The following is a 20,420-nucleotide window of genomic DNA, read 5'->3' on the forward strand; positions in this document are numbered from 1 at the left end:
TCGCACTTTTCTCCTTTATTGAAAAGTGTCAATCTACAGCCGGACGGGACAGGCGCTGCTAACTGCCAACTGCCCACCGCCTACTGGTTTCCCCTCAACAACCCAACAACCTGACAACTCAACAACCGTGGCGCCCCGCGCCACTCCCTACTGGAACCCGATGCGTTCCCGGGGTGGGGTGGACGGCTCCATGAGGTTCCGGATGGCATCGAAGACGGCACTGAAACTTGCATCGTACTTGTTTTCAAGGGCGGCCACCTTGCGGGCCAGGCTCTCTACAGAGAGGGCCATACGGCGCAGTTTTACAAAGGCGGTGACGATTGTGATGCTCATCTGGATCGCCTGGGGGCTGTTGAGTACCGTGGCGGCCATGATGGCGCCATGCTCCGTGAAGGCATAGGGGGGATAGCGACGTCCACCCCGGTTTTTTGAGGTTGCATTTTGCAACCTCAAAGCTTGCCACTCCGTGTCGGTGAGTTGGAAACAAAAATGATCAGGGAACCGTTCACGATTTCGCGTAACTTGTTGGTTGAGCCGTTTGACGGGGACACCATAAAGTTCGGCAAGGTTAGTGTCGAGAATGACCGCCTGACCGCGTAGGCGGACGATGGCTTCTTGCGGTGCCAGGCGGACAGGGTGATGGGGTAGATTCATGCACTCACTAGGCCTTAACCATTTATCAAGTCAATAGCTAATACATAATACTAAATAGATAGCCCGTCCCTAATCGGTCCCGAAGCACAGGTGGCGTTCGACGTCCCGGCGAACGATTTCCCCCCTGGCGCTACGCTTAATCGGCCGCCGAGACGTCGGCCGCCACCTGTCGCAAACTCAAAAGACCCGCGCAGATGTGTACGCGGGCCTTCCGCCTCCCACTTTCTTCTCCCCATCGCCACCCCGCCGTCATCCCGCCCTTCGTTTCCGGAACCCCCGGAAGACCCGCGCACACATACACACGTGGGTCATCATCATCTCCTCAACAACCCAGCAACTCAACAACCGCGCCCCCGGCGCTCCCCGCTGCCCTCTGCCATCCGCTGATGCAAAAATCGTTACTTCCGCAGATATACAAAATCAGATTGGATGTGGGAGAATTCGCGAATTCCGGAGTGTATCGGTGAAGGGATGAAGCGAGAATGAATATTGAAATGCTGGTTGAGTTGATCCATCAAACCGACGAGAAATTGCAACGCCGTGCCGCTGTGGCGGTTGATCGTTCTCTTGTCATCCGGAATTGGCTGGTCGGCCTGTACTTGGTTGAGTTCGAACAACATGGTGAAGATAAGGCGGAGTATGGCGAAATGTTGATGGCCAAGGCGGCGACTCGACTCGCGGTTAGGCAAAGAAAGGGTTTTTCTGAGACCAATTTGAAACTCTTTCGGCAGTTCTATCGTGCTTACTCCGGGATTCATCAGGGACTGTCTGGCGAATTGCTTCGGCAGATCCCGCAGACGCTGCATGTTGAACTTCAACCAGTTGATGATAAGAGTGTTACAATTCGTCAGACGCTGTCTGACGAATTGGCCGGAATGCTCCCTTTGAGCTGGTCGCATTACGCTTTCCTGGTTCAGGTTGAGAATGTGGAAGAGCGGCGCTTCTACGAAATCGAAGCGGCGCAGCAGAAATGGTCTTTAAGGGAGCTGAAACGTCAATTCAACACCAGCCTTTATGAGCGACTGGCGCTCAGTCGCGACAAGCGTAAAATCCAGCAACTCAGTCGTGATGGCCAGATTTTGGCAACGCCATCAGATATTATAAAAAGCCCGTTGGTGCTCGAATTTCTTGGCCTTGAGGATCAGGCCTCCTATTCGGAAAGCGACCTCGAGGCGGCGATCATTTCACGATTGGAGCATTTCCTGCTCGAACTGGGCAAGGGGTTCCTGTTTCAGTCCCGGCAATTTCGGCTGACATTTGACGACAAACATTTTTGGGTGGACCTAGTATTCTATAACAGACTTCTGCGGTGTTTTGTTGTGGTGGACCTGAAGATCGGGGAGCTGACCCACCAGGATATTGGCCAGATGCAGATGTATGTGAACTTCTTTGACCGCAAGGTAAAAACGGACGAAGAGAGCCCGACTATCGGCATTCTCTTGTGTCGGTCGAAAAGTGACGCCGTGGTGGAGATGACACTCCCGGCGGACAACCATGCAATTTTTGCAAGCCGGTATCAACTGTATCTACCCAGTAAAGATGAATTGAGAGCGCAATTAAAGGCCTTTGAACAGGAATGAGCCATGCGATTATTCCCTTTACCTGAAGCACCGTTGCGGCATTTTCATCCCGCCTCAGCGGGATTAAAACGCCGCATTACGCTTTACCTGTTCGTTGAGCCGCTTGACCGTCACGCCGTAAAGGGCGGCTAGGTCGGAGTCGAGAATGACGGCATGACCGCGCAGGCGGATGATGGCCTCCTGGGGTGCGAGGCGGACAGGGTGGTGGGAGCCTTGGTGAAGGAGGTTACCTCACGGTCTCCTCCCGCCCATACATTTCTCATGTCTGGCCAGCAATCCTGTCAGTCTTTCGGAATCCATGCTTTTCACCCAGTTGACACGCGTCGCCACCGATTCCTCCTGCCGCACCCTGTGGAACGGGCAACTGGTGGCATTACGGTTAAGCGGACAGTCCATCAGCAGACTCACACATCTCAGCTTGTTCTCCATCACTTCATTGGCATCACGTTCAGCATTTGTCATACGCGCCGTTCCTTTCATCCTCTTTATCTTTGGACAGTATGCCGTCTGATGGTGTACAGATGATGTCCGTCAGATTAAATTTATGACGGACAGTTTTTGACCGTCCGCATATGTTCCAATAGAAGGGATGAACGTTATGACTCGTTGGATTCCCGGAAAACACGTTGCGGGATTTTCATCCCGCCTCAGCGGGATTAAAACCCCGCAACATTCTTCGCGGCCTTCGCGAGCTTCTGTTCAAAATCTTTTCTTTTCCGGATCAGTGTCAATCAGTGCAGATCAGTGGTGAAGTCTTCTCTCCCCGAGGCCAACTATGAAACGTAACAAGTCCCAGTTTTCCCGCCTGCTCGAGCTCGACAAACGCATCCGCCAGGGGCTTTACCCCAACTGCCTCAACTTCTCCGCCGACTGGGAGGTCTCCCAGAAGACCGTCCAGCGTGACATCGACTTCCTTCGCGACAGCTTGAACGCCCCGATCGACTATGACCGCGAGAAAAAGGGCTTCTACTACACCACCACCCAATGGTTCATGCCCTCCATCAGCGTCAGCGAGGGCGACCTGGTCGCCATCCTGGTTGCGGAAAAAGCCCTTGAACAGTACCGGGGAACCCCGATTGCCGCCGAACTGGAGCGGGTCTTTAGCAAGATCACCGACCTGCTACCCGATAAAATCACCGTCCGGCCGGAACTCATCTTCAATAAGTTCAGCTTCACGACGCCGCCAACACGCGCCATTGATATGGAAACCTGGTCGACGGTCGTCCGTGGGCTGGTGAACCAGAAATGGCTATCTCTGGTCTATCGGAGCCCGGAGAAGGGGATTACACCCGGGCGGATGATAGCGCCACTGCATATGGCCAATCTGCAAGGCGAATGGTACCTGTTCGGCAAGATCGAGGGTGAGGACCGTGTCCGCCAGTTCTCCATCGGGCGTATCCAGTCAGTCAAACTGACCGACCGGGCATTCGAAACCCCCGCCGATTTCGATCCCAAGACGTTGCTGGCTAACACATTTGGCCGTTTTGTCCTGAATGACCACAACCACAGTGTCCGGCTCCTCTTTAACAAAGAGGTGGCCACCTGGGTCCTTGAAAAGCAATGGGGCCCCAAGCAGGTCATCCGCAAGAGGAAGAACGGCGACATTGAGCTCTCCTTCTCAGCCGCCGGTGTCTACGAGGTTTTTCGCTGGGTCATGGCCTGGGGCCGCTGGGTCAAAGTTCTTGCCCCCACTGAACTCAAGAAGATGGTCGATGATGAGATCACCGCCATGTGCAAGGTCCGGCAGGTGACGCAGCGTAGAGGTAAAGGATGAAAGGCAACATGAAAAAAGTACCTCAGAATGAAATCGCTATCTATCGTGCAAAGGATGGGCGTGCAGCGTTGGAGGTCAGCATTCGTGGCGAGACCATCTGGTTAAGCCTCCAGCAGATGGCGGATCTGTTCGAGCGCGATAAGTCTGTCATTTCAAGGCACATACGCACCATTTACGCAACGGGTGAATTGGCCCGGGGCTCAACTGTTGCAAAAACTGCAACAGTTCAAAACGAAGGTGGCAGGCGCGTCACACGTGAAATTGAATTCTTCAGTCTCGATATGATCCTTTCGGTCGGATACCGCGTCAACTCTCGCCGCGGCACCGAATTCCGTATTTGGGCCACAAGTATTCTCAAGGACCACCTTATCCAGGGCTATACGCTTAACGAGAAGCGGTTGCAGGCTCAGATAACCCGTTTTTCGGAACTTCAGGCCGCTTTGGACGTGATGGCGAGGGTCATCAGTGAAAAGGCAATCACTGGACCAGAGGCCGAGGGGTTGCTTCGGGTCATCACCGACTATTCGCTGGCCCTGCGATTGCTTGACCAGTACGACCACCAGCAACTCCGGTTACACGCGACCACTGAGATTGGGCGGTTTGTCCTGACCTGTGATGCCGCACGGGCCGCCATAGTCCGTATGGCCGAGACAATGGGCGCGTTGGCGGATGGGTTCTTTGGTCGGGAAAAGGACAAAGGCCTGGAAAGTGCCATCGGTGCCGTTTACCAGACATTTGGTGGCCGGGATCTTTACCCCAGCATTGAGGAAAAGGCCGCGCACCTCCTTTACTTTGTCGTTAAAAACCATGCGTTCGTGGACGGCAACAAGCGTATTGGCGCATTTCTATTCATCTGGTTCCTTGATGCCAACGGGTTGCTTTATCGGGAGGCCGGCACCAAGCGTCTGGCCGATAATGCCCTTGTGGCGCTGACCCTTCTGATCGCCGAGAGCAGACCAACGGAAAAGGACACGCTTTGTAAGGTCATCGTCAATCTGATCAACCGGGAGAACCTCTGATGCCCCTCATCCTCGTCACCAACGATGACGGAATCGAATCGCCCGGCCTAAGGGCGGCCGTTGAGGCCGTGTTACCATTGGGCGAGGTGATCGTAGTCGCCCCATCAAGCCAACAGACCTCAGCTGGGCGCGGCCTTCACGGTGACCGGCAGGGCTCATTCCAGCGGGTTGAACTGAAATTCGGCGGGAAAACGGTGACCGGTTACCACTGCGACTGTTCGCCAGCCCGTATAGTGCTCCACGCTTTTGATGTTCTATTCACCGAAAAGCAACCAGATCTGATTGTTTCTGGCATCAATTACGGGGAGAACCTGGGAACCAACGTCACGATATCCGGCACCGTTGGCGCCGCGCTCCAGGCGGCTTCCCACGGAGTCCCGGGGTTGGCCATGTCCCTGCAGACCGACATTGGGAATCACCGCAAATATGCTGAGTTGGAGTGGGGGGCTGCCACCCATTTCTGCAACATATTTGCCTCGTTGATGCTGAATGCAAAGTTACCACCGGATGTGGATGTTTTGAATGTCAACGTGCCGGCCTCCGCCACCATTAAGACCCCTTGGAAAGTGACGCGTCTGTCCCGGCAGGGCTATTTCGTCAATTACCTGGCTGATCCGCATCATGCCAGCAGAATCGGGGAAGCGGTGTGCCAGTTTGGATTTAATGAGGCAACGCTGGAGCCGGATTCCGATATCCGTGCCGTATGTTCTAACCTGGTGTCCGTCACCCCGGTAAGCATGGACCTGACTTCCCGAATCGACCTGAAATCATTTCTGATGGGTAGAGGAGGGGCGTTATGAAGGTTTGCATCCACCGTGGGGCCCATCAGATAGGGGGCACTTGCATCGAGCTCGAGTCACAGGGAAAACGACTCGTCCTCGACATAGGGCAGCCTCTGGACAGCCCTGATTCCGCATCCGTCGAGATGCCTCAGGTGAAAGGGCTTGAGGCTCCGGATGACTCTCTTCTGGGTATTGTGCTGTCCCATCCTCACCAGGATCACTACGGATTGGCTTTCCGAGTCCCGAAAAACGTCCCATTTCTTATGGGGGCGGCGTCCGAGCGGATATTGGCGGCGGCTGCGGTGTTTACACAATCTGGCGGGACCTTTGAAAAAGTGATCCATCTCGAAGACCGTAAGCCTTTAACGTTGGGTCCCTTTACGATCACACCCTATTTAGTGGACCATTCGGCCTACGACAGCTATGCCATGCTGATTGAGGCCGACGGGAAACGGCTCTTCTATACCGGTGATCTGCGAGGGCACGGCCGCAAGAGTGATCTCTTTGAGCGTCTGGTTGCCCATCCACCCGGGAATGTGGATGTTTTACTGATGGAGGGTACCACCATCACCCGCACCGGCACAGAGCAGGGCTTCCCAACCGAATCTGACCTGGAGGCCGAGATGGTCAAGATCTTCCGTTCCACGGTTGGCATGCCGCTGGTCAACTGTTCCGGACAGAACATTGATCGTCTGGTCACGGTATTTCGCGCCTGCCTGCGCTCCGATCGTCAGTTGATCCTCGATATGTATACGGCCCACATTCTGGCAGCCACCGAGAATCCAAGATTGCCGCAGGCCGACTGGGACCGTGTGCGCGTTTATCTACCCTTCTCACAGAAAATGCGAATCATTCAGGACGAGTCATTTGCGATTTCAGATAAGTACAAGGCGTATAGGATTCACTGGCAGCAGCTTGCGGCAGCAGCGAATCGGTCAGTCATGTTGTTCAGACCAAGTATGCGGCGCGACATGGAAAAAGCCAACTGCCTCACAGGCGCAAGCTTTGTCTACTCAATGTGGGACGGCTACCTCGACGAGGAAAAGATGAAGCCCTTCCTGGCCTGGCTTGGTGAGCACAAGATCCCATTGATCAAATGTCACACCTCCGGCCACGCTTCCGTAAAGGATCTACAGCGCCTGCGGGAAACATTTGCAAGCGCCTTGGTGGTGCCGATCCACACGCAGCATCCGGAACAATTTGCTGAGCTATTTCAAAATGTTGATTTGAAACAAGATGGAGTTTGGTGGGGCGTTGGAAGTAAAAGTCACTAAAAGGAGTTACATAATGAGCAACGAATTTGGACAACGTGGTCTCTCGCAGCAAGCCTTTTTTCAGGATCTAAGTGAAGGGATGTTAGCTCCTCTTCTGAAACGTGTAAAAGCGGATACGTCTCTGGATCTGGAGATCCGGAAGGATTACCTGAACATTTATTACCGTGGCGGTAACCTTCTCAAGGTTTCGCCAGGCAATAAGAGTGGGGGTTATTCGGCTTTCTTCGAGACAAAGTATGGGCCGGCGCTCAAGGATAAACTGCCAAGCAAAGGAATTCTGAGCAAGGCTGATGCCGAGACATGGTTGGTTCTATTTCCCGAAATGAAAAACGCTATGGATCTTTGGTTTGGTGCCAATCCCAAGGCTGAACGAGCGAGCCAGCAAATGGTGGTGTATGAAAACAATACTGCCCCATGGGCTGGCGGTAATGATTATTTCATCATCGATATAGAATACGACAACCATATTGGTGCGCGGTTTGATTTGGTTGCACTGCGATGGGATTCGAATTCGACTGCCCGTAAATTACATAAAGAGTTTATTCCCAGATTGGCAGTCCTTGAACTGAAAGCGGGTGACGGAGCTTTAAACGGTAAAGCCGGCCTGCGTGATCATTACCAGCAGTGGGAAAAATTCTTTTCCGATGCTAACCAACTTAAATCATTCAAGCAGGAAATGCTCAATGTTTTCAAACAGAAGCGCGAACTAGGTCTTATTCCTGCATTGGCAGACAATAGAAATGCAGTCGACAGGGTTGCGGATGATATAGAAGTTATCTTCCTGTTGGCTAATCATGATCCGGCAAGTCGGAAACTCAAGGATGCGGTGGAAGAAATCTATGAGAAACAAATGACAGGCAAACCCAAATTCAAGGTCTGCTTTGCTAAATCAACCTTTATGGGTTACGGCCTTTACTCTCATAACATCCTTTCACTTGAAGCCTTCAGAACGAGACTTGGTCAAATTGAAAAGAAAATCGTATAACCACCGCCGTGTGGATGGTCTAGAATATTAATTACCGTGGGAGCGGCGAATTCGCCGCTCCCACCTTTGCGAACTTAGCGACTTCTGTTCAAATTCTTAGATTCGTTCATACAAAGCTGTTTCAAGGAAATACTCGATGAAAATACTCGGAATATGTGGGAGCCCCCGGGGCACCAAAAGCCAAACCCGCGCCTTGCTTGACGCGCTACTGGCTGAAGCCAAAACCAAAGGGGCCCAAGTCGAATTCGTTGATCTAGGCAAGGTTCGGATCGGGTTCTGCCAGGCGTGTGAAGCCTGCCATAAGGGGCCTGACTGTGTCCTGAACGATGATTGCCGGCCTATCCTGCGTCAGATGCTGGAGGCTGATGGGATCGTGCTGGCATCCCCAGTCTATCTCGACCACGTTACCGCCCAAATGAAGGCGCTTCTTGACCGGACCAGCCACTTTGTTCACTGCCTGCGGCTGACCGGTAAATATATGGCCGCGCTGACCACCAGCGGCGGAGGCGGCGGGGAGGCGACGATGGCGTTCATGAAGAGGTATGCCGTAACGGTAGGCGCGCAATTCGTGGGCAATGTGGATGCCCGTGTTCCGCTCAAAGATGCCGATTTTGCTTCGGCCCGGGAGTTGGGTTCCTCCATTGTTGCCGCGATCTCGTCGAAACAGTCATGGCCGGATCAGGCTCAAGCGATTGAGTCCCAGCGGATCCGTTTCTGCAATCTTATTTCATTCCACAAGGATCAATGGCCCTACGAGTACAAGTACTGGCAGGATAAGGGCTGGATGTAAGGTCATGAAAATCGGCATCCGCATACCCTCATTGACCAAACGCATCGCCGCCCGCACGTCCTGGAAACGCATTGTGCGCAACCAAATGGGCCTGAAAGCCCCCCGTGGCTGGGGTTGGCTGACAAATCCCCGCAAGGCCGCCTATAACCGGATCTACAACCGCACCACCATTGACCTCTTCGCGCTGGGGCGGCACAGCCGAAAATCCGGCTGTCTGGTCACGCTTACCCTTATAGGCGCGCTCACCGCCATGGCCGTCTCCGCCGCCGTCAGATAATCTAATCTTCACCCTCTCCCCTCGAGGGAGAGGGTGGGGGTCCACCGCCCACTGTCCTCTGCCTACTGGCATTTCCCCCAATTCCCCGGACAATCACTTTCCATGTTGACATATTCGCTATTCGCGAATAGCGTATATGCATGATGATCAAGCCACAAGACATCCTTGTAGTACTCAAGTTACTGGCGAAAGAATGGCCGGGGAGTTTTGCCTTGCTTGGCAAGCAGTTAGGCATTAGCGCCTCTGAAGCCCATGCCGCCTTTCATCGGGCCCGCAGCGCAGGGCTGATCCAGCCAGCAACTTACCAGCCCAACAGATCTGCCGTGGCGGAGTTTATGATTCATGGTCTGAAGTATGTGCTTCCCGTTCGACCAGGGGGACGAACCAGAGGTATCCGTACAGGTTTTGCCGCTGCCCCGTTATCCAGTCATTTCCGGGTCTCGGATGACGACCCGGATATTCCCGTTTGGCCGGACCCGGACGGCGAGTCAGCTGGTTTGGAAATTCGCCCCCTCTGCCGGTCGGTCACAGTGGCGATCCGGCAGGATCCGGCACTTTATGAGTGGCTTGTGCTCGCTGATGCCGTGCGTGGGGCAGGACGTGCCCGCGAGCGGGAATTGGCTGAGAAAATGATTCGCGAACGATTGGAGTACTATGCGCCCCGTTGATATTCAGGACTTGTTCAATGTTTCACGACGATTAACTCCCTCTTCCTGCCGTGTCCGCCGTAGCCAGGCGAATGCCTGCGAAGGAGGAGGAGGGGAGCCGCCTATGCCGGTAGGCTACGTCGGCCAAGGAGGGCAGGGGTGAGGGTGGATTATCGATCATGCTTGATCATGTGCTAAAACCTATAAGCAGAGTTTTAGCAATGTGTTATTCAAATCAAAAATTGACGGATATTATTCATTGAAACCCCGTGCAAAGCACAGGTGGCGTTCGCCGTTACAACTCTTCGAAGTAGCGGACCTTCGCTACGTAGTAGAGTCCCCGGCCTGCGCCACTTCCAGAAGTGGCCACCCGGATTGCCATGGTGCACGCGGAATTACTGTTGATCCACCCCTTCAGGGATGGAAATGGACGCGTGGCGCGTTGGGTGGCCGCCCTGATGGCGGTACAGGCAGGATACCCCTTACCTGAGTTCCGGTTTGCTGGCAGGAATTCCCGGAAGGAAAGTGATGACTATCTGGCGGGTGTGCAGAAGGGGTACGTCCAGGACTATCTTTCGCTGGCCGATTTTTTCGAGAATGCCATCCGCCGCCGTATGGAGGCGGGTTCATGATGGACCACGTCAGCAGGAAGGGTTGCACCTTCAAAGATGCTCGATTCCCGGGCGTCTTCACGGATCGTCCGTTGAAGACTCCGCGTCTTCCGCAGATAAGGATTGCTGATGGTAAGAGGGCTCATTTATCTCTCCGTATTCCTGTTTTAGACTATACAATAATGGTGATGAAAAGCCAGCATAGACATTGCGAGATCACATCAGATCAATCAGTTTCTCCGCCCTCCCGTTGCTCCCCGTCGCCATCAAATGGAGGTCACATTTTGTGACCTCCATGATGGCGCCATGCTCCGTGAAGGCCTGGGGAGTGTAGCGCGGCCACTGCGTTTTTTGAGGTCGCAAATTGCGACCTCAAATGCGCCCACTCCGCCTCGGTGAGGCGGAACATGAAACGATCCGGGAATCGGTCCGCATTACGCTTCACCTGTCGTCCCTAAAGACCCTATGAGTATTCTGTGCGAGCGCTGAATTGTCCAGACGCTGTCTGACCAATCTCCCGGGCCACATAGCGGAACAAATTGCCCGTCCCAACCGCTCTTGAGCCCGCCCATTCCCTCCCTCTTCCTGCCGTGTCCGCCGTAGCCAGGCGAATGCCTGCGAAGGAGGATGAGGAGGGGAGCCGCCTACGCCGGTAGGCTACGTCGTGTCAAGGAGGGCTGGGGTGAGGGTGGCTTATCGTTCACACTTGATCATGTGCTAAAACCTATAAACAGAGTTTTAGCAATGCGTAATTCGAATCGGAAGTGGGCGGATATTTTTCATTGAAATCCCGCGCGAAGCACAGGTGGCGTTCGCCGTCCCGGCGAACGATTTGCCCGCTTAATCGTCCGTCGAGGACTCTACTACGTAGCGAAGATCCGCTACTTCGAAGAGTAGTAACGTCGGCCGCCACCTGACGCCACCGATAAAGCCCCCCCCCACGCACACGTACACGCGGGCCTTCTGCATCGTCCGCTCCGCTCCCCATCGCCACCCCGCCGTCATCCCGCCCTTCGTTTCCGGAACCCCCGGAAGACCCGCCCGCGTACGTACACGTGGGCCTTCCACCTTCTCCCGCTCTGGTCTCCCTTTGGCGACGGAGGCTGCCAACTGCCCACCGCCTACTGGTTTCCCCTTAACAACCTAACAACCCAGCAACTCAACAACCGTGGCGCCCCGCGCCACTCCCTACTGGAACCCGATGCTTTTACGCGGTGGGGCGGGTGGGGTCATAAGGTCGCGGATGGCATCAAAGACGGCGCTGAAACTGGCATCGTACTTGTTTTCAAGGGCGGCCACCTTGCGGGCCAGGCTCTCTACAGAGAGGGCCATACGGCGCAAACGGACAAAGGCGCGCACGACGGCCACGCTCATTTCCTCAGCCCGTTCAGACCGCAGCACATTTGCGGCCATGATGGCGCCGTGCTCAGTGAAGGCATAGGGGCTGTAGCGGATATTCCGTTTTGATGCGGTCGCAATTTGCGACCGCATAGTGCTGGTTGATGCGGTCGCAAATTGCGACCTTGAACGCTCGGCTTCTGCTCTCCCCATCGTCACCCCGCCGTCATCCAGATCTCCACTCCCGGAACCTCCAGAAGACCCGCACGTACATACACACGCATACATACCCGCGGGCCTTCCATCTTCCACCCTGGCCTCCATAGCCTTGGCGACGGAGGCTCTCCGCCTCCTCGTCGTCACGCCGCCGTCTTCACGGCCTCCACTCCCGGAATCCCTGGAAGACCCCCGCGCACACATGCATGCGGGCCTTCCGTCTTCCCTCCAGCATCCCAACAACCTGGCAACCCAACAACTGCCCCCTAAAAGGGGTGATGATTGCTTATAACCCATATTTCAATGGTAAAACAGGGCATCTAAGGGTGGAAATCGGTACGCTATCTTAGGTTAAGCCGTTGGCGATCATTGACTTGGTGTGGCGAAGCCACGACCTTCTTTCCAGAACCCCCGGAAGACCCGCCCACGTACATACACGCGGGCCTTCCATCCTCCCCTCAACAACCTGACAGCCCAACAACTCTCTTCCCTCCTTGAAGCACCGTTGCGGCATTTTCATCCCGCCTCAGCGGGATTAAAACGCCGCAACATTTGATTGGTCTTCTTCGCGTCCTTTGCGTGCTTCCCCGGCCTTCGTAGCCTTTGGCGAAGTAGGCTGTTCAAAATCCCCCTGACTTGGACTATGTTTGGAACAGGTTGCCTGTCCCTGGGCGTCTTACAACCGTGGCGCCCCGCGCCACTCCCTACTGGAACCCGATGCGTTTACGGGGTGGGGCCGGTGGGGCCATAACCTGGGAGGGGGGGGATGTGAGGAGTCAGAATAAATACATAGCCATCACCCCTTTATGGAGGAAACGATTTCGTCGAGAAAGGTTTGCCAGGGCAACGCCGTTACGCGGTCGCTGATCTTTGTTTTCCGGGGGACTCGGCATACCACGTAACCCTGCCCATGCGTCGGATACTCCGCCATGAAGCAGTTGAGATGGCGTGCATCGCCTGCATCGGGCGAGTCCGTCCATTTGACCTCGATCGGCACATAAATACCCTCGCAGTCTACTACCCAGTCCACTTCAGGGCCGTCCGGATCACGCCAGAAACGCAACTTTAAGGAGCGCCGTTGCGCACGGATGAACCGGAGTAGCTCGAGTCCGACGAACTGCTCAAAAAGCAACCCCCATTGAGATCGTGGCGGCTGTCGGCCTTCACGTGCGGCCAGACGGCGCACGCCCATGTCGAAAAAAAGAAACCGGTCTGAGCGCGTGAGTTTCTTTCTCGTTGCGCTTGCACTCAATGGTTCGATGCGCTCGGCGATCAGACAGTCTTCCAGTATCTGGTAATAACTGCCGATGGTGGTGTGCGCAACGCCGATCTCGGAGGCAAGTTTGCGCAGGTTCACGATTCCACCGGACTCCGAGGCCGCCAATTCAAGAAACCGGGCAAAGTTTCCCAAATGGCGGACCGCCGCCTCCGCCCTGATCTCCTCCTCCAGATACGTTGTGACATAGGCGGCCAGATCCTGCTCCCGATCCTGCGGATCACGCACGCTTACGATTCCCGGCAGCGCTCCGTCCAGCAGGCGTTCTTCCAGGCTTTCGCCAGGCCACTCCTTGATCCCGAAAGGATCCAGATGCAAAACCGTGACCCGCCCCGGAAGCAGATTTGTTCGCGCATGACGCCGCAATTTCCGGGCGCTTGATCCGGTCAACAGGAATAGGGCCACACCACGGTCAATCAGGTCCTGCACCACGTCCATGATCTCCGGAACCTTCTGTACTTCGTCAAGCACGACCAGCGGAAGTCTTCCGGACGATAGGGGCGATAACGCCTCCACTTCGCCGCGAAGCAGGGCCGGAGCTTTTTCATAACGCAACCGGACGTCCGGGCGGATAAAAGAAACGGTCAACTGAGGATCAAGCCGGTTGACCAGCGTGGTCTTGCCCGTTTGCCTGGGCCCAAAGAGGAGAATGCTTTTCCCGCGTTCAAGTGTAGTCCTGATCAGCGGATCAAGGGTTCTTTGGATGTATTTCATGGAATCCATATTTGCCGAAAATGGAGTGCTTGTCAACCGGTTAAGTACGTGACCCCGCTGGTCGCGACGCCTGCTGGACCGGGCCAGGAGCCAGCACCGGCCGTTCAATGAACTGCTCCAGTATTATGCCATGGAGGTTCAGTAGGGAACCTGTCGCTATAGGTGGTCAGGAAGGCGACCCTCACCCCAGCCCTCTCCCCTGAAGGGAGCAGGGTCTTTTGTTTTGGCTTATTTCGGCTCTCCGGATGCGACGGAGCGCATCCCTCCATTGTGAAAACACCTGATATTTTCATGATTTCAATTCTTAATGGAGGGTTTCGCTCTGTCGAAACCAGTGCCAAAATGGCCAAAACAAAAGACCCTGCTGAAGGGAGAGGGAGTAGAGAAATTGGCTGGCGACAACGGTTATTACCCAGTTGGGCCAATAGACGGGGGCGGGTAACCCTGAGCGCCGGCGCTGACAGAGCAGCGCCCTCCATTTTAAGAATGGCCATCAGGCTTGAGTCTAGCCGCCCGTTGAAAAACGAGTAGCCGCCGCTGATAAGCGGTGGATGTTCATGGAAAGTCCTGATTGGGGGTGACGGGGACAGTCCCTGTGTAATATGGCGACACCACGGCTTCCGGATAGGCGTTTTAGATTGCCGCTTGCTTCCCGGAAAGGATCAGCAGGAACTTTTGCCGGTAGTTGCCCAGGGATAACGCTGGTTTAAATACTCAGCCCAATCTCTCATCCCCTCGGGGGGCGACGTCAGCAGGTTGCCGAACAGCATCTCCGTGCTGATGCTCAGGAACCTGCCGGGCGTCTTGATCAACTTTGCCCAGACGTCCGTCGCCTTGGACCCCAGCGGTTGAAGTTGTGGCGAGGTGACCCGGAGGAACTCCTTGTTCTGGTCAGGGGCAATGTGCAATAGGCTGACGATGTCGGCGTCCATTTCCTTGGCCGTTTCCATTTCCCGGGCAAGGAACTGCTGCCGCATCAATTGATAGAACGGTTCGAAGAACAGCGATTCAAAGCTCGGAAGCACCCCCTTGTCAATGGGGCAGTCCGGCTTGTCGAACAGGGGCTGGTAGATTTTCGTCCGATCCGTGCCGTTCTCTGACACCTTGAGGAAGGCAGAGCCATAGGATTCTGTGTACTTCCACTCGATGAGGATCACCTGTTTTTTGCCGTCGGTCCGCTCAAACGCGACGCAGGCATCGGCACTCGTGAAGTTCGCCCCGCGTGTGCGGCGACTGGTCTTCCGCCGCTTTTCATTGAGATAGTCGCCTCCAATCCATTCGAATGTGACAAACCGGTCATCCTCAATGGGGAGCATCCGCTTCAGGTCTGGAAATAATGGCTTTAAAAGCCTTGCCAGCGGCTCGGGGCGGTTTGCGAACGGGAACAGGAAGTTCACGCAACAGATCTGAGAGTCGCACATATGGTTGCTGGGCTTACCGTCCTTGCCATCATGCCACTTGATCTCGTGCGAATCGAACCACGCGAGCGCGGTCTTACGGGCTGAGGGGATCAGGTTCTCCTCGGCGTGGCTGAGGGGCAGGCAGAATCGTCGCGGTTGCCCCTTGTAGATACCATCATGGCGGGCGGCCTCGGAGATGAACTTCGATGTGCTTTTGAATTTGAACTGCTGGGGTTTCTCGGTTTCAAGGAATGACATAGCGGCACCTCTCTTAATGGTTGCCAGAATACGGTGGGCAGGTCTGGAATGCACTACCAAATTCAGGGCCCACCTGACTCAGGGCGCATCTGCGATTAGGATTCTGCTGAAAAAGTCTCTTTGGCTACCAGATATGGACACGGCGCCAAAGGATTGGCGCCCTCCAAGGGGATAAACAAGTTGTTTTCTTCGCATTTTTGAGGGCGCCAATCCTTTGGCGCCGGGGCGCAATAGGTATTTTCAGCAGAATCCATATTCGTCACATAACAGGACTGAGCATTTCGAAGAGATGATTTTCGCGATTGGTCACTTGACAATATACCGCCAATCGCTAGAGTGTACCGCTCTTTGACTGTTCCGGCGTAGCTCAATGGTAGAGCGTCTGGCTGTTAACCAGAATGTTACAGGTTCGAGTCCTGTCGCCGGAGCCATACAGTAGAATCTGCGATTCACTGTATGGCGGTGCCGTGAACCTTTCTGCGACCCAACCGGGGCATCCATTTCCCAATAATTCCTTTCGCGACTTCGCGGCTTCGCGTGATATTCTCTCAATGGTAGGCAGGCTTGCCGCCTGCCAAGGCGGACGTGATCGGCGACCGTTTGCGGGCTGAGTTTATGGTAACCAGAGGAGGATCTATGATAGCCGTCATTACCGGTGGGGCGCAGGGGATTGGCAAAGCCATGGCCCGGCGGTTCCTGTTGGATGGGTATGGGGTGGTGATTGCCGATACGGATGAGGAGGCCGGGCATGAAACCGCGGCGGAGTATGCGGCGTTGGGTCCCATCCGTTACCTCCCTGCCAATGTGGCGTCAGAGGCGGAGGTCATCCGGCTCGTCACCGCCACCTTGGCCGCCTTTAACGGGGTCAACGTGTTAATCAATAATGCCGCGATTTCCTGCAACCGGCCCGTGGAGCAACTCAGCCTGTCCGATTGGGAGCGCGTCATCGGGGTGAATCTCACCGGTCCGTTTCTTTGTGCCAAACACTTTGCCCCCGCCTTGCGCCGGAGTCACGGCTCCATCATCAATATCGCCTCCACCCGTGCGTTGATGTCCGAACCCGGGACCGAGGCCTACTCGGCCACCAAGGGCGGGCTGGTGGCCTTGACCCATGCGCTGGCCGCCAGTCTGGCCCCGGATATCCGGGTGAATGGCATCAGCCCCGGCTGGATAGAGACGGGCCTCTGGCGCAAGGCGAGTACCCGCACCACGCCGGTCCATAGTGAGGCGGACCAGTCTCAGCATTGGGTGGGACGCGTGGGACAGCCGGACGACATTGCCAGCCTGGCCGCCTATCTGGCGTCCGACGCCAGTGGCTTTATCACGGGCACCAATATGGTGGCCGACGGGGGCATGACGCACAAAATGATTTATGTATGAGGCGCTATGAACCATCTCTCCATGCGGGTGGAAGGAATCGTGCAGGGGGTCGGGTTCCGCTGGGCAGTCCGGGCGAAGGCCAATCAGTTAGGGGTCTGCGGGTTTGCCAGGAATGAGGAGGATGACTCCGTGACCATTGAGGCCGAGGCGGATGAGGCCACCCTGGACTGCTTCAAGGCCTGGTGCGAGCAGGGGCCGGTCACCGCGCGCGTCGATCGCCTGACTGCTGTGCCGGGCAAGGTCAGAGGCTATGCTGGCTTCGAAATTCGGTAGCGAAGTCCTGAGGACCTACTGCGGCCATCCTAATGGAGAAGGTGGTATTGCAGCAGATAAACGGCAATCCCGGCCAGATACCCGAGTGCGGCCAGGCTTCCGATTTTTTTTGCATACCAGAAGAAGTGAATCTTCTCCATGCCCATGGCCGCCACCCCGGCGGCGGAACCGATAATGAGAATGGAGCCCCCCGTGCCCGCACAGTAGGACATAAAGCCCCAGAGGAAACTGTCAGGCGGATAGGTGGCCAGATCGTACATCCCCATCGAGGCGGCCACCAGCGGGACGTTATCGATCACCGCACTGGCGAGCCCGATCAGGATGACGATGAGGTCCTGGCGCCCGACCACCCGGTCAAGCCACGTGGCCAGGGCGGCCAGGATATGGGTGTGCTCCAGGGCGGCGACCGCCAGCAGAATGCCCACAAAGAAGATGATGCAGCTGAGGTCAATGCGCTTGAGCGCGGCCACCAGGGTGAGGGGTTCCTTGAACTCATCTTCCTTGTCACGGTGCAGCAGCTCGCCCGCCAGCCAGAGGATCCCCAGGCCAAAAAGAATCCCCATGAACGGGGGGAGATGGGTGACCGACTTGAAAAGGGGCACTGCGACCAGGATGCCGATCCCCAGGGAAAAAATGAAGGCCCGTTCAAAGGGGGTGGTGTTTGCAAGGGGGCTGGTGCCGTTGCTTTCCGGGGCCACGACCGCACGGCCGCGCAGTGAAACGCTCAGGAACACCAAGGGCGCCATCAGGCAGGCGAAGGAGGGGAGAAAGACCCCTTTCATGATATTGAGCGAGGTAATCTGGCCGCCGATCCACAGCATGGTGGTGGTGACATCCCCGATCGGCGTCCACGCGCCACCGGCATTGGCGGCAATGACAATGAGGCCGGCAAAAAGGAGGCGGTCCTCATGCCGGTCCAGCAACCGTTTCATGAGGGAGATCATGACGATGGTGGTCGTCAGGTTATCCAGAATCGAGCTCAGGAAAAAACTGACCAACCCCACCAGCCAGAGCAGCGAGGTCAGTTGGGTGGTCTTGATTCGCGAGGTGATGACATAAAACCCGTTATGGGCATCGATCACCTCGACAATCGTCATGGCCCCCATCAGGAAGAAGACGATCTGGGCGGTGGCCGCCACGGATTCATTTAAATTGTCCGCTACCCCGTGATGATCCCCGCTCATCAGGGCATACAGTGTCCAGAGGAGGCCGGCCCCGATGAGGGCGGAGGCGGTTTTATTGACCTTGAGCGGATGCTCAAGGGCGATGGCGGCATAGGCGCCGACAAAAACGATGATCAAGGCGGTAATCATAGGGAGGGGTGAGGGGGCGGGTTATCGGTGACGGATAGGGTGGGGTGGACCTGTTGGGCCAGTTCGTGGATGCGGGCCGGGGGGATGACCGGGGTGCCGTGGCGCTCCACGGCGGCGGCTCCGGCGGCCACGGCGCGCGCCATGAGCTCGGGGGTGAGCTGACGGGCGGGAAAATAGTCGGCGCAGAATTGGCCCAGGAGGGAATCCCCTGCGCCGGTGGTGTCGACGCAGGCGACGGCCGGTGCGGCGGCAAACCAGATCCGGGTCCGGTCCGCGAACCAGGCGCCGCGCGCACCATCGGAGACGATGATCACTTCATGGCGGCTCATGAGCCGGCGTAAGGCCGCGTGCATCGCGGCCTCAGTCTCCAGCGATTTGCCGAGAACGGACTCCAGTTCCTGACGGTTGGGCTTGATCACGTCGGGCGTTTCGGTCAGAGCGGCGGCGAGCGCCGGGCCGGAGGTGTCGATGACGGTGGGGCAACCGGCGGATCGGAACAGGCGGATCAGGAGGGCATAGGTGGTTGGCGGGAATTGCACGGGCAACGAGCCGCTCATGATGATGACATTGCCTGGAGTTGCCAGGGAGCGGGCGTAGGCAAGCAGGGCGGCTTCATCGAAGGCGAGATCCGGGAAGCCCGGGCGGTTGAATTTCATTTCATGCCCTTGTCCGTCGGAGAACATGAGGTTGATCCGGGTCGGGTGGGGCAGGGGGAGGAAGCAACAGGTGATGCCGGCGGCGATGAGGGCTTTCTGATAGAACCCGAGCTGGTCCTCGCCCAACAGGCCGGCGGCGGCCACCGGCCGTCTGTTGGCGGCGAGCACCTTGGCGACATTGACGCCCTTCCCGCCGGGGCTATTGGTTTCCGCCTCTATGAGATGCAGGTGGTTCAGCGCCAACTCACCGGCGACCTGGAGCGCCTGATCCACCGCCGGATTAAGTGTCAGTGTTACGAACATAAGGGAATCCTAGAAAAATAATTTAATGGCTCCGATAGCGGCGAACAGTTGAACGAGGACTTCGAACACCTTGCGGGGAATGTGGCGGGCGAAGCGGATGCCGAGCCAGGCGCCCAAGGCGATGAACGGCAGCAGCAGGGCGTTGAAGGTCAGGGAGGGGAGGGTGATCAGGCCCAACTGGGCGCTGAAGGGGACCTTGAAGGTGTTGACCAGCAGGAAGAACCAAGCGCTGGTGCCGATGAAGGCCGTGGGCGGGAGTTTCATGGACAGCAGATAAATCCCCATGATCGGGCCGGCGGCATTGGCCATCATGGTGGTGAACCCCGCCAGCAGGCCGATCAGGACGGCGACCCCGTGATGGTGTGGAACCAGGCTTTCGGGATTCGCAAAGCGTTGTCGCCACAGATTCAATCCCAGCATGAACAGGACAATGCCGCCGATGATCGGGCGGATCTGGGCATCTGTCAGGTGGCCCATCGACAGCCAGCCGGCGAAAATGCCGGCGATCGTCCAGGGAAAGAGCTTGAATAACCGCGGCCACTCGGCGTGCCGATGATAGTACATCACGCCAATGATATCCCCGGCAATCAGCATGGGCAGGATCAGGCCGGTGGAGATCTTGGCCGGGATCACGGCCGCCACCAGCGGGACCGCCAGAATCCCCAACCCGGGAAGGCCGCTTTTAGCCAGGCCGATGATCAGCGCGGCCAGGGCCATAATCCCCCATTGCAAAGAAGTCAGTTCGCTCATAGTTCAATCCATTCTGTCCCATTCCGTAAATTCTGTCGAAAAAATCTTTCAGTTATCTTGCCCGCCCCTTATGATGGCGCACGTGACGGAAGGCTGAATATTACAAATTTGTACAACCAAGGGGCTGTATATTGCAAAAATGTACTATTT

At 56.2% G+C, this 20,420-nt stretch carries 21 protein-coding genes, 1 tRNA gene and 1 pseudogene; 13 read left to right on the forward strand and 10 right to left on the reverse strand.

The genetic code is table 11. The annotated features are described in order from the left end of the window. Positions 1-147 precede the first annotated feature (147 nt). Positions 148-654, reverse strand: a complete 507-nt coding sequence (locus WCS52_10930) for an ORF6N domain-containing protein (protein MEI6167699.1) — start codon at positions 652-654, stop codon at positions 148-150. Between the two features lie 482 nt (positions 655-1,136). On the opposite strand from WCS52_10930, the gene WCS52_10935 reads away from it, so the two are divergent. Next, positions 1,137-2,234, forward strand: coding sequence for a PDDEXK nuclease domain-containing protein (locus tag WCS52_10935; GenBank protein MEI6167700.1), 1,098 nt, complete (start codon positions 1,137-1,139; stop codon positions 2,232-2,234). Positions 2,235-2,297: 63 nt separating this feature from the next. Here the strand turns inward: WCS52_10935 and WCS52_10940 are convergent, their stop codons facing one another. Beyond that, positions 2,298-2,408 carry an ORF6N domain-containing protein gene (locus WCS52_10940; GenBank protein ID MEI6167701.1) on the reverse strand — a complete coding sequence of 37 codons (111 nt, stop codon included), beginning with the start codon at positions 2,406-2,408 and terminating at the stop codon, positions 2,298-2,300. A gap of 57 nt (positions 2,409-2,465) precedes the next feature. Beyond that, complete coding sequence (locus WCS52_10945; protein ID MEI6167702.1) at positions 2,466-2,696, reverse strand: hypothetical protein; 231 nt, start codon at positions 2,694-2,696, stop codon at positions 2,466-2,468. A gap of 313 nt (positions 2,697-3,009) precedes the next feature. Between WCS52_10945 and WCS52_10950 the strand changes: the two genes are divergently transcribed. From WCS52_10950 to WCS52_10990, 9 genes and pseudogenes are all read left to right on the forward strand, one after another. Beyond that, positions 3,010-4,008: a WYL domain-containing protein gene (locus WCS52_10950; protein MEI6167703.1), complete on the forward strand. Its 999-nt coding sequence runs from the start codon at positions 3,010-3,012 to the stop codon at positions 4,006-4,008. Then, the gene (locus WCS52_10955) at positions 4,005-5,027 is read left to right on the forward strand and encodes a virulence protein RhuM/Fic/DOC family protein (protein MEI6167704.1); all 1,023 of its coding nucleotides are present in this window, start codon (positions 4,005-4,007) and stop codon (positions 5,025-5,027) included. Before WCS52_10950 ends, WCS52_10955 begins: the two co-directional genes overlap by 4 nt. Next, a complete protein-coding gene (surE, locus tag WCS52_10960; GenBank protein MEI6167705.1) occupies positions 5,027-5,827 on the forward strand; it encodes a 5'/3'-nucleotidase SurE in 801 nt (266 codons plus the stop codon). Before WCS52_10955 ends, surE begins: the two co-directional genes overlap by 1 nt. Then, complete coding sequence (locus WCS52_10965; protein ID MEI6167706.1) at positions 5,824-7,083, forward strand: MBL fold metallo-hydrolase; 1,260 nt, start codon at positions 5,824-5,826, stop codon at positions 7,081-7,083. Before surE ends, WCS52_10965 begins: the two co-directional genes overlap by 4 nt. A gap of 13 nt (positions 7,084-7,096) precedes the next feature. Then, complete coding sequence (locus WCS52_10970; protein ID MEI6167707.1) at positions 7,097-8,068, forward strand: hypothetical protein; 972 nt, start codon at positions 7,097-7,099, stop codon at positions 8,066-8,068. A 136-nt stretch (positions 8,069-8,204) separates the two neighbouring features. Next, positions 8,205-8,858 (forward strand): flavodoxin family protein, encoded by a 654-nt coding sequence (locus WCS52_10975; GenBank protein MEI6167708.1) that lies wholly within the window; start codon positions 8,205-8,207, stop codon positions 8,856-8,858. Between the two features lie 4 nt (positions 8,859-8,862). Then, on the forward strand, positions 8,863-9,135 hold the full coding sequence (locus WCS52_10980; protein ID MEI6167709.1) for a hypothetical protein: 273 nt from the start codon (positions 8,863-8,865) through the stop codon (positions 9,133-9,135). A 140-nt stretch (positions 9,136-9,275) separates the two neighbouring features. Next, positions 9,276-9,803 (forward strand): hypothetical protein, encoded by a 528-nt coding sequence (locus WCS52_10985; protein ID MEI6167710.1) that lies wholly within the window; start codon positions 9,276-9,278, stop codon positions 9,801-9,803. 338 nt (positions 9,804-10,141) lie between these two features. Next, a pseudogene (locus tag WCS52_10990) lies at positions 10,142-10,261 on the forward strand (Fic family protein). Positions 10,262-10,609: 348 nt separating this feature from the next. Here WCS52_10990 and WCS52_10995 read toward each other — a convergent pair. From WCS52_10995 to WCS52_11010, 4 genes are all read right to left on the reverse strand, one after another. Further along, complete coding sequence (locus tag WCS52_10995) at positions 10,610-10,756, reverse strand: hypothetical protein (protein MEI6167711.1); 147 nt, start codon at positions 10,754-10,756, stop codon at positions 10,610-10,612. A gap of 825 nt (positions 10,757-11,581) precedes the next feature. Then, a complete protein-coding gene (locus WCS52_11000) occupies positions 11,582-11,884 on the reverse strand; it encodes a hypothetical protein (protein MEI6167712.1) in 303 nt (100 codons plus the stop codon). An 859-nt stretch (positions 11,885-12,743) separates the two neighbouring features. Further along, a complete protein-coding gene (locus tag WCS52_11005) occupies positions 12,744-13,937 on the reverse strand; it encodes an ATP-binding protein (GenBank protein MEI6167713.1) in 1,194 nt (397 codons plus the stop codon). Between the two features lie 662 nt (positions 13,938-14,599). Continuing rightward, complete coding sequence (locus tag WCS52_11010) at positions 14,600-15,595, reverse strand: hypothetical protein (GenBank protein MEI6167714.1); 996 nt, start codon at positions 15,593-15,595, stop codon at positions 14,600-14,602. 356 nt (positions 15,596-15,951) lie between these two features. Between WCS52_11010 and WCS52_11015 the strand changes: the two genes are divergently transcribed. The 3 genes from WCS52_11015 (at position 15,952) to WCS52_11025 (ending at position 17,248) form a co-directional block, all read left to right on the forward strand. Continuing rightward, a tRNA-Asn gene (locus WCS52_11015) sits at positions 15,952-16,026 on the forward strand. Positions 16,027-16,231: 205 nt separating this feature from the next. After that, positions 16,232-16,975: a glucose 1-dehydrogenase gene (locus tag WCS52_11020; GenBank protein MEI6167715.1), complete on the forward strand. Its 744-nt coding sequence runs from the start codon at positions 16,232-16,234 to the stop codon at positions 16,973-16,975. A 6-nt stretch (positions 16,976-16,981) separates the two neighbouring features. Beyond that, a complete protein-coding gene (locus WCS52_11025) occupies positions 16,982-17,248 on the forward strand; it encodes an acylphosphatase (GenBank protein ID MEI6167716.1) in 267 nt (88 codons plus the stop codon). Positions 17,249-17,277: 29 nt separating this feature from the next. On the opposite strand, the gene nhaD is transcribed toward WCS52_11025, so the two are convergent. Genes nhaD through WCS52_11040 form a run of 3 tightly spaced genes read right to left on the reverse strand, consistent with a single transcriptional unit; the run spans position 17,278 to position 20,270 of the window. Next, complete coding sequence (nhaD, locus tag WCS52_11030; GenBank protein ID MEI6167717.1) at positions 17,278-18,561, reverse strand: sodium:proton antiporter NhaD; 1,284 nt, start codon at positions 18,559-18,561, stop codon at positions 17,278-17,280. Next, a complete protein-coding gene (locus WCS52_11035; GenBank protein ID MEI6167718.1) occupies positions 18,558-19,520 on the reverse strand; it encodes a 1-phosphofructokinase family hexose kinase in 963 nt (320 codons plus the stop codon). The genes nhaD and WCS52_11035 overlap by 4 nt, the downstream gene beginning before the upstream one ends. A gap of 9 nt (positions 19,521-19,529) precedes the next feature. Then, positions 19,530-20,270, reverse strand: coding sequence for a sulfite exporter TauE/SafE family protein (locus tag WCS52_11040; protein ID MEI6167719.1), 741 nt, complete (start codon positions 20,268-20,270; stop codon positions 19,530-19,532). Between the last annotated feature and the right edge of the window lie 150 nt (positions 20,271-20,420).

It is taken from the genome of bacterium (assembly GCA_037128595.1).
Lineage (GTDB): Bacteria > Verrucomicrobiota > Kiritimatiellia > CAIKKV01 > CAITUY01 > JAABPW01.

What these genes read in the sequence shown, in the direction of transcription:
- WCS52_10950 (MEI6167703.1), top strand. Translation starts at nt 3,010, where the DNA reads ATGAAACGTAACAAGTCCCAGTTTTCCCGCCTGCTCGAGCTCGACAAA.
- nhaD (MEI6167717.1), bottom strand. Translation starts at nt 18,561, where the DNA reads ATGATTACCGCCTTGATCATCGTTTTTGTCGGCGCCTATGCCGCCATC.
- WCS52_10970 (MEI6167707.1), top strand. Translation starts at nt 7,097, where the DNA reads ATGAGCAACGAATTTGGACAACGTGGTCTCTCGCAGCAAGCCTTTTTT.
- WCS52_10965 (MEI6167706.1), top strand. Translation starts at nt 5,824, where the DNA reads ATGAAGGTTTGCATCCACCGTGGGGCCCATCAGATAGGGGGCACTTGC.
- WCS52_11040 (MEI6167719.1), bottom strand. Translation starts at nt 20,270, where the DNA reads ATGAGCGAACTGACTTCTTTGCAATGGGGGATTATGGCCCTGGCCGCG.
- WCS52_10980 (MEI6167709.1), top strand. Translation starts at nt 8,863, where the DNA reads ATGAAAATCGGCATCCGCATACCCTCATTGACCAAACGCATCGCCGCC.
- WCS52_11010 (MEI6167714.1), bottom strand. Translation starts at nt 15,595, where the DNA reads ATGTCATTCCTTGAAACCGAGAAACCCCAGCAGTTCAAATTCAAAAGC.
- WCS52_11035 (MEI6167718.1), bottom strand. Translation starts at nt 19,520, where the DNA reads ATGTTCGTAACACTGACACTTAATCCGGCGGTGGATCAGGCGCTCCAG.
- WCS52_10975 (MEI6167708.1), top strand. Translation starts at nt 8,205, where the DNA reads ATGAAAATACTCGGAATATGTGGGAGCCCCCGGGGCACCAAAAGCCAA.
- WCS52_10935 (MEI6167700.1), top strand. Translation starts at nt 1,137, where the DNA reads ATGAATATTGAAATGCTGGTTGAGTTGATCCATCAAACCGACGAGAAA.
- WCS52_11025 (MEI6167716.1), top strand. Translation starts at nt 16,982, where the DNA reads ATGAACCATCTCTCCATGCGGGTGGAAGGAATCGTGCAGGGGGTCGGG.
- WCS52_10945 (MEI6167702.1), bottom strand. Translation starts at nt 2,696, where the DNA reads ATGACAAATGCTGAACGTGATGCCAATGAAGTGATGGAGAACAAGCTG.
- WCS52_10985 (MEI6167710.1), top strand. Translation starts at nt 9,276, where the DNA reads ATGATGATCAAGCCACAAGACATCCTTGTAGTACTCAAGTTACTGGCG.
- WCS52_11005 (MEI6167713.1), bottom strand. Translation starts at nt 13,937, where the DNA reads ATGAAATACATCCAAAGAACCCTTGATCCGCTGATCAGGACTACACTT.
- WCS52_11020 (MEI6167715.1), top strand. Translation starts at nt 16,232, where the DNA reads ATGATAGCCGTCATTACCGGTGGGGCGCAGGGGATTGGCAAAGCCATG.
- surE (MEI6167705.1), top strand. Translation starts at nt 5,027, where the DNA reads ATGCCCCTCATCCTCGTCACCAACGATGACGGAATCGAATCGCCCGGC.
- WCS52_10955 (MEI6167704.1), top strand. Translation starts at nt 4,005, where the DNA reads ATGAAAGGCAACATGAAAAAAGTACCTCAGAATGAAATCGCTATCTAT.
- WCS52_10930 (MEI6167699.1), bottom strand. Translation starts at nt 654, where the DNA reads ATGAATCTACCCCATCACCCTGTCCGCCTGGCACCGCAAGAAGCCATC.
- WCS52_11000 (MEI6167712.1), bottom strand. Translation starts at nt 11,884, where the DNA reads ATGCGGTCGCAAATTGCGACCGCATCAAAACGGAATATCCGCTACAGC.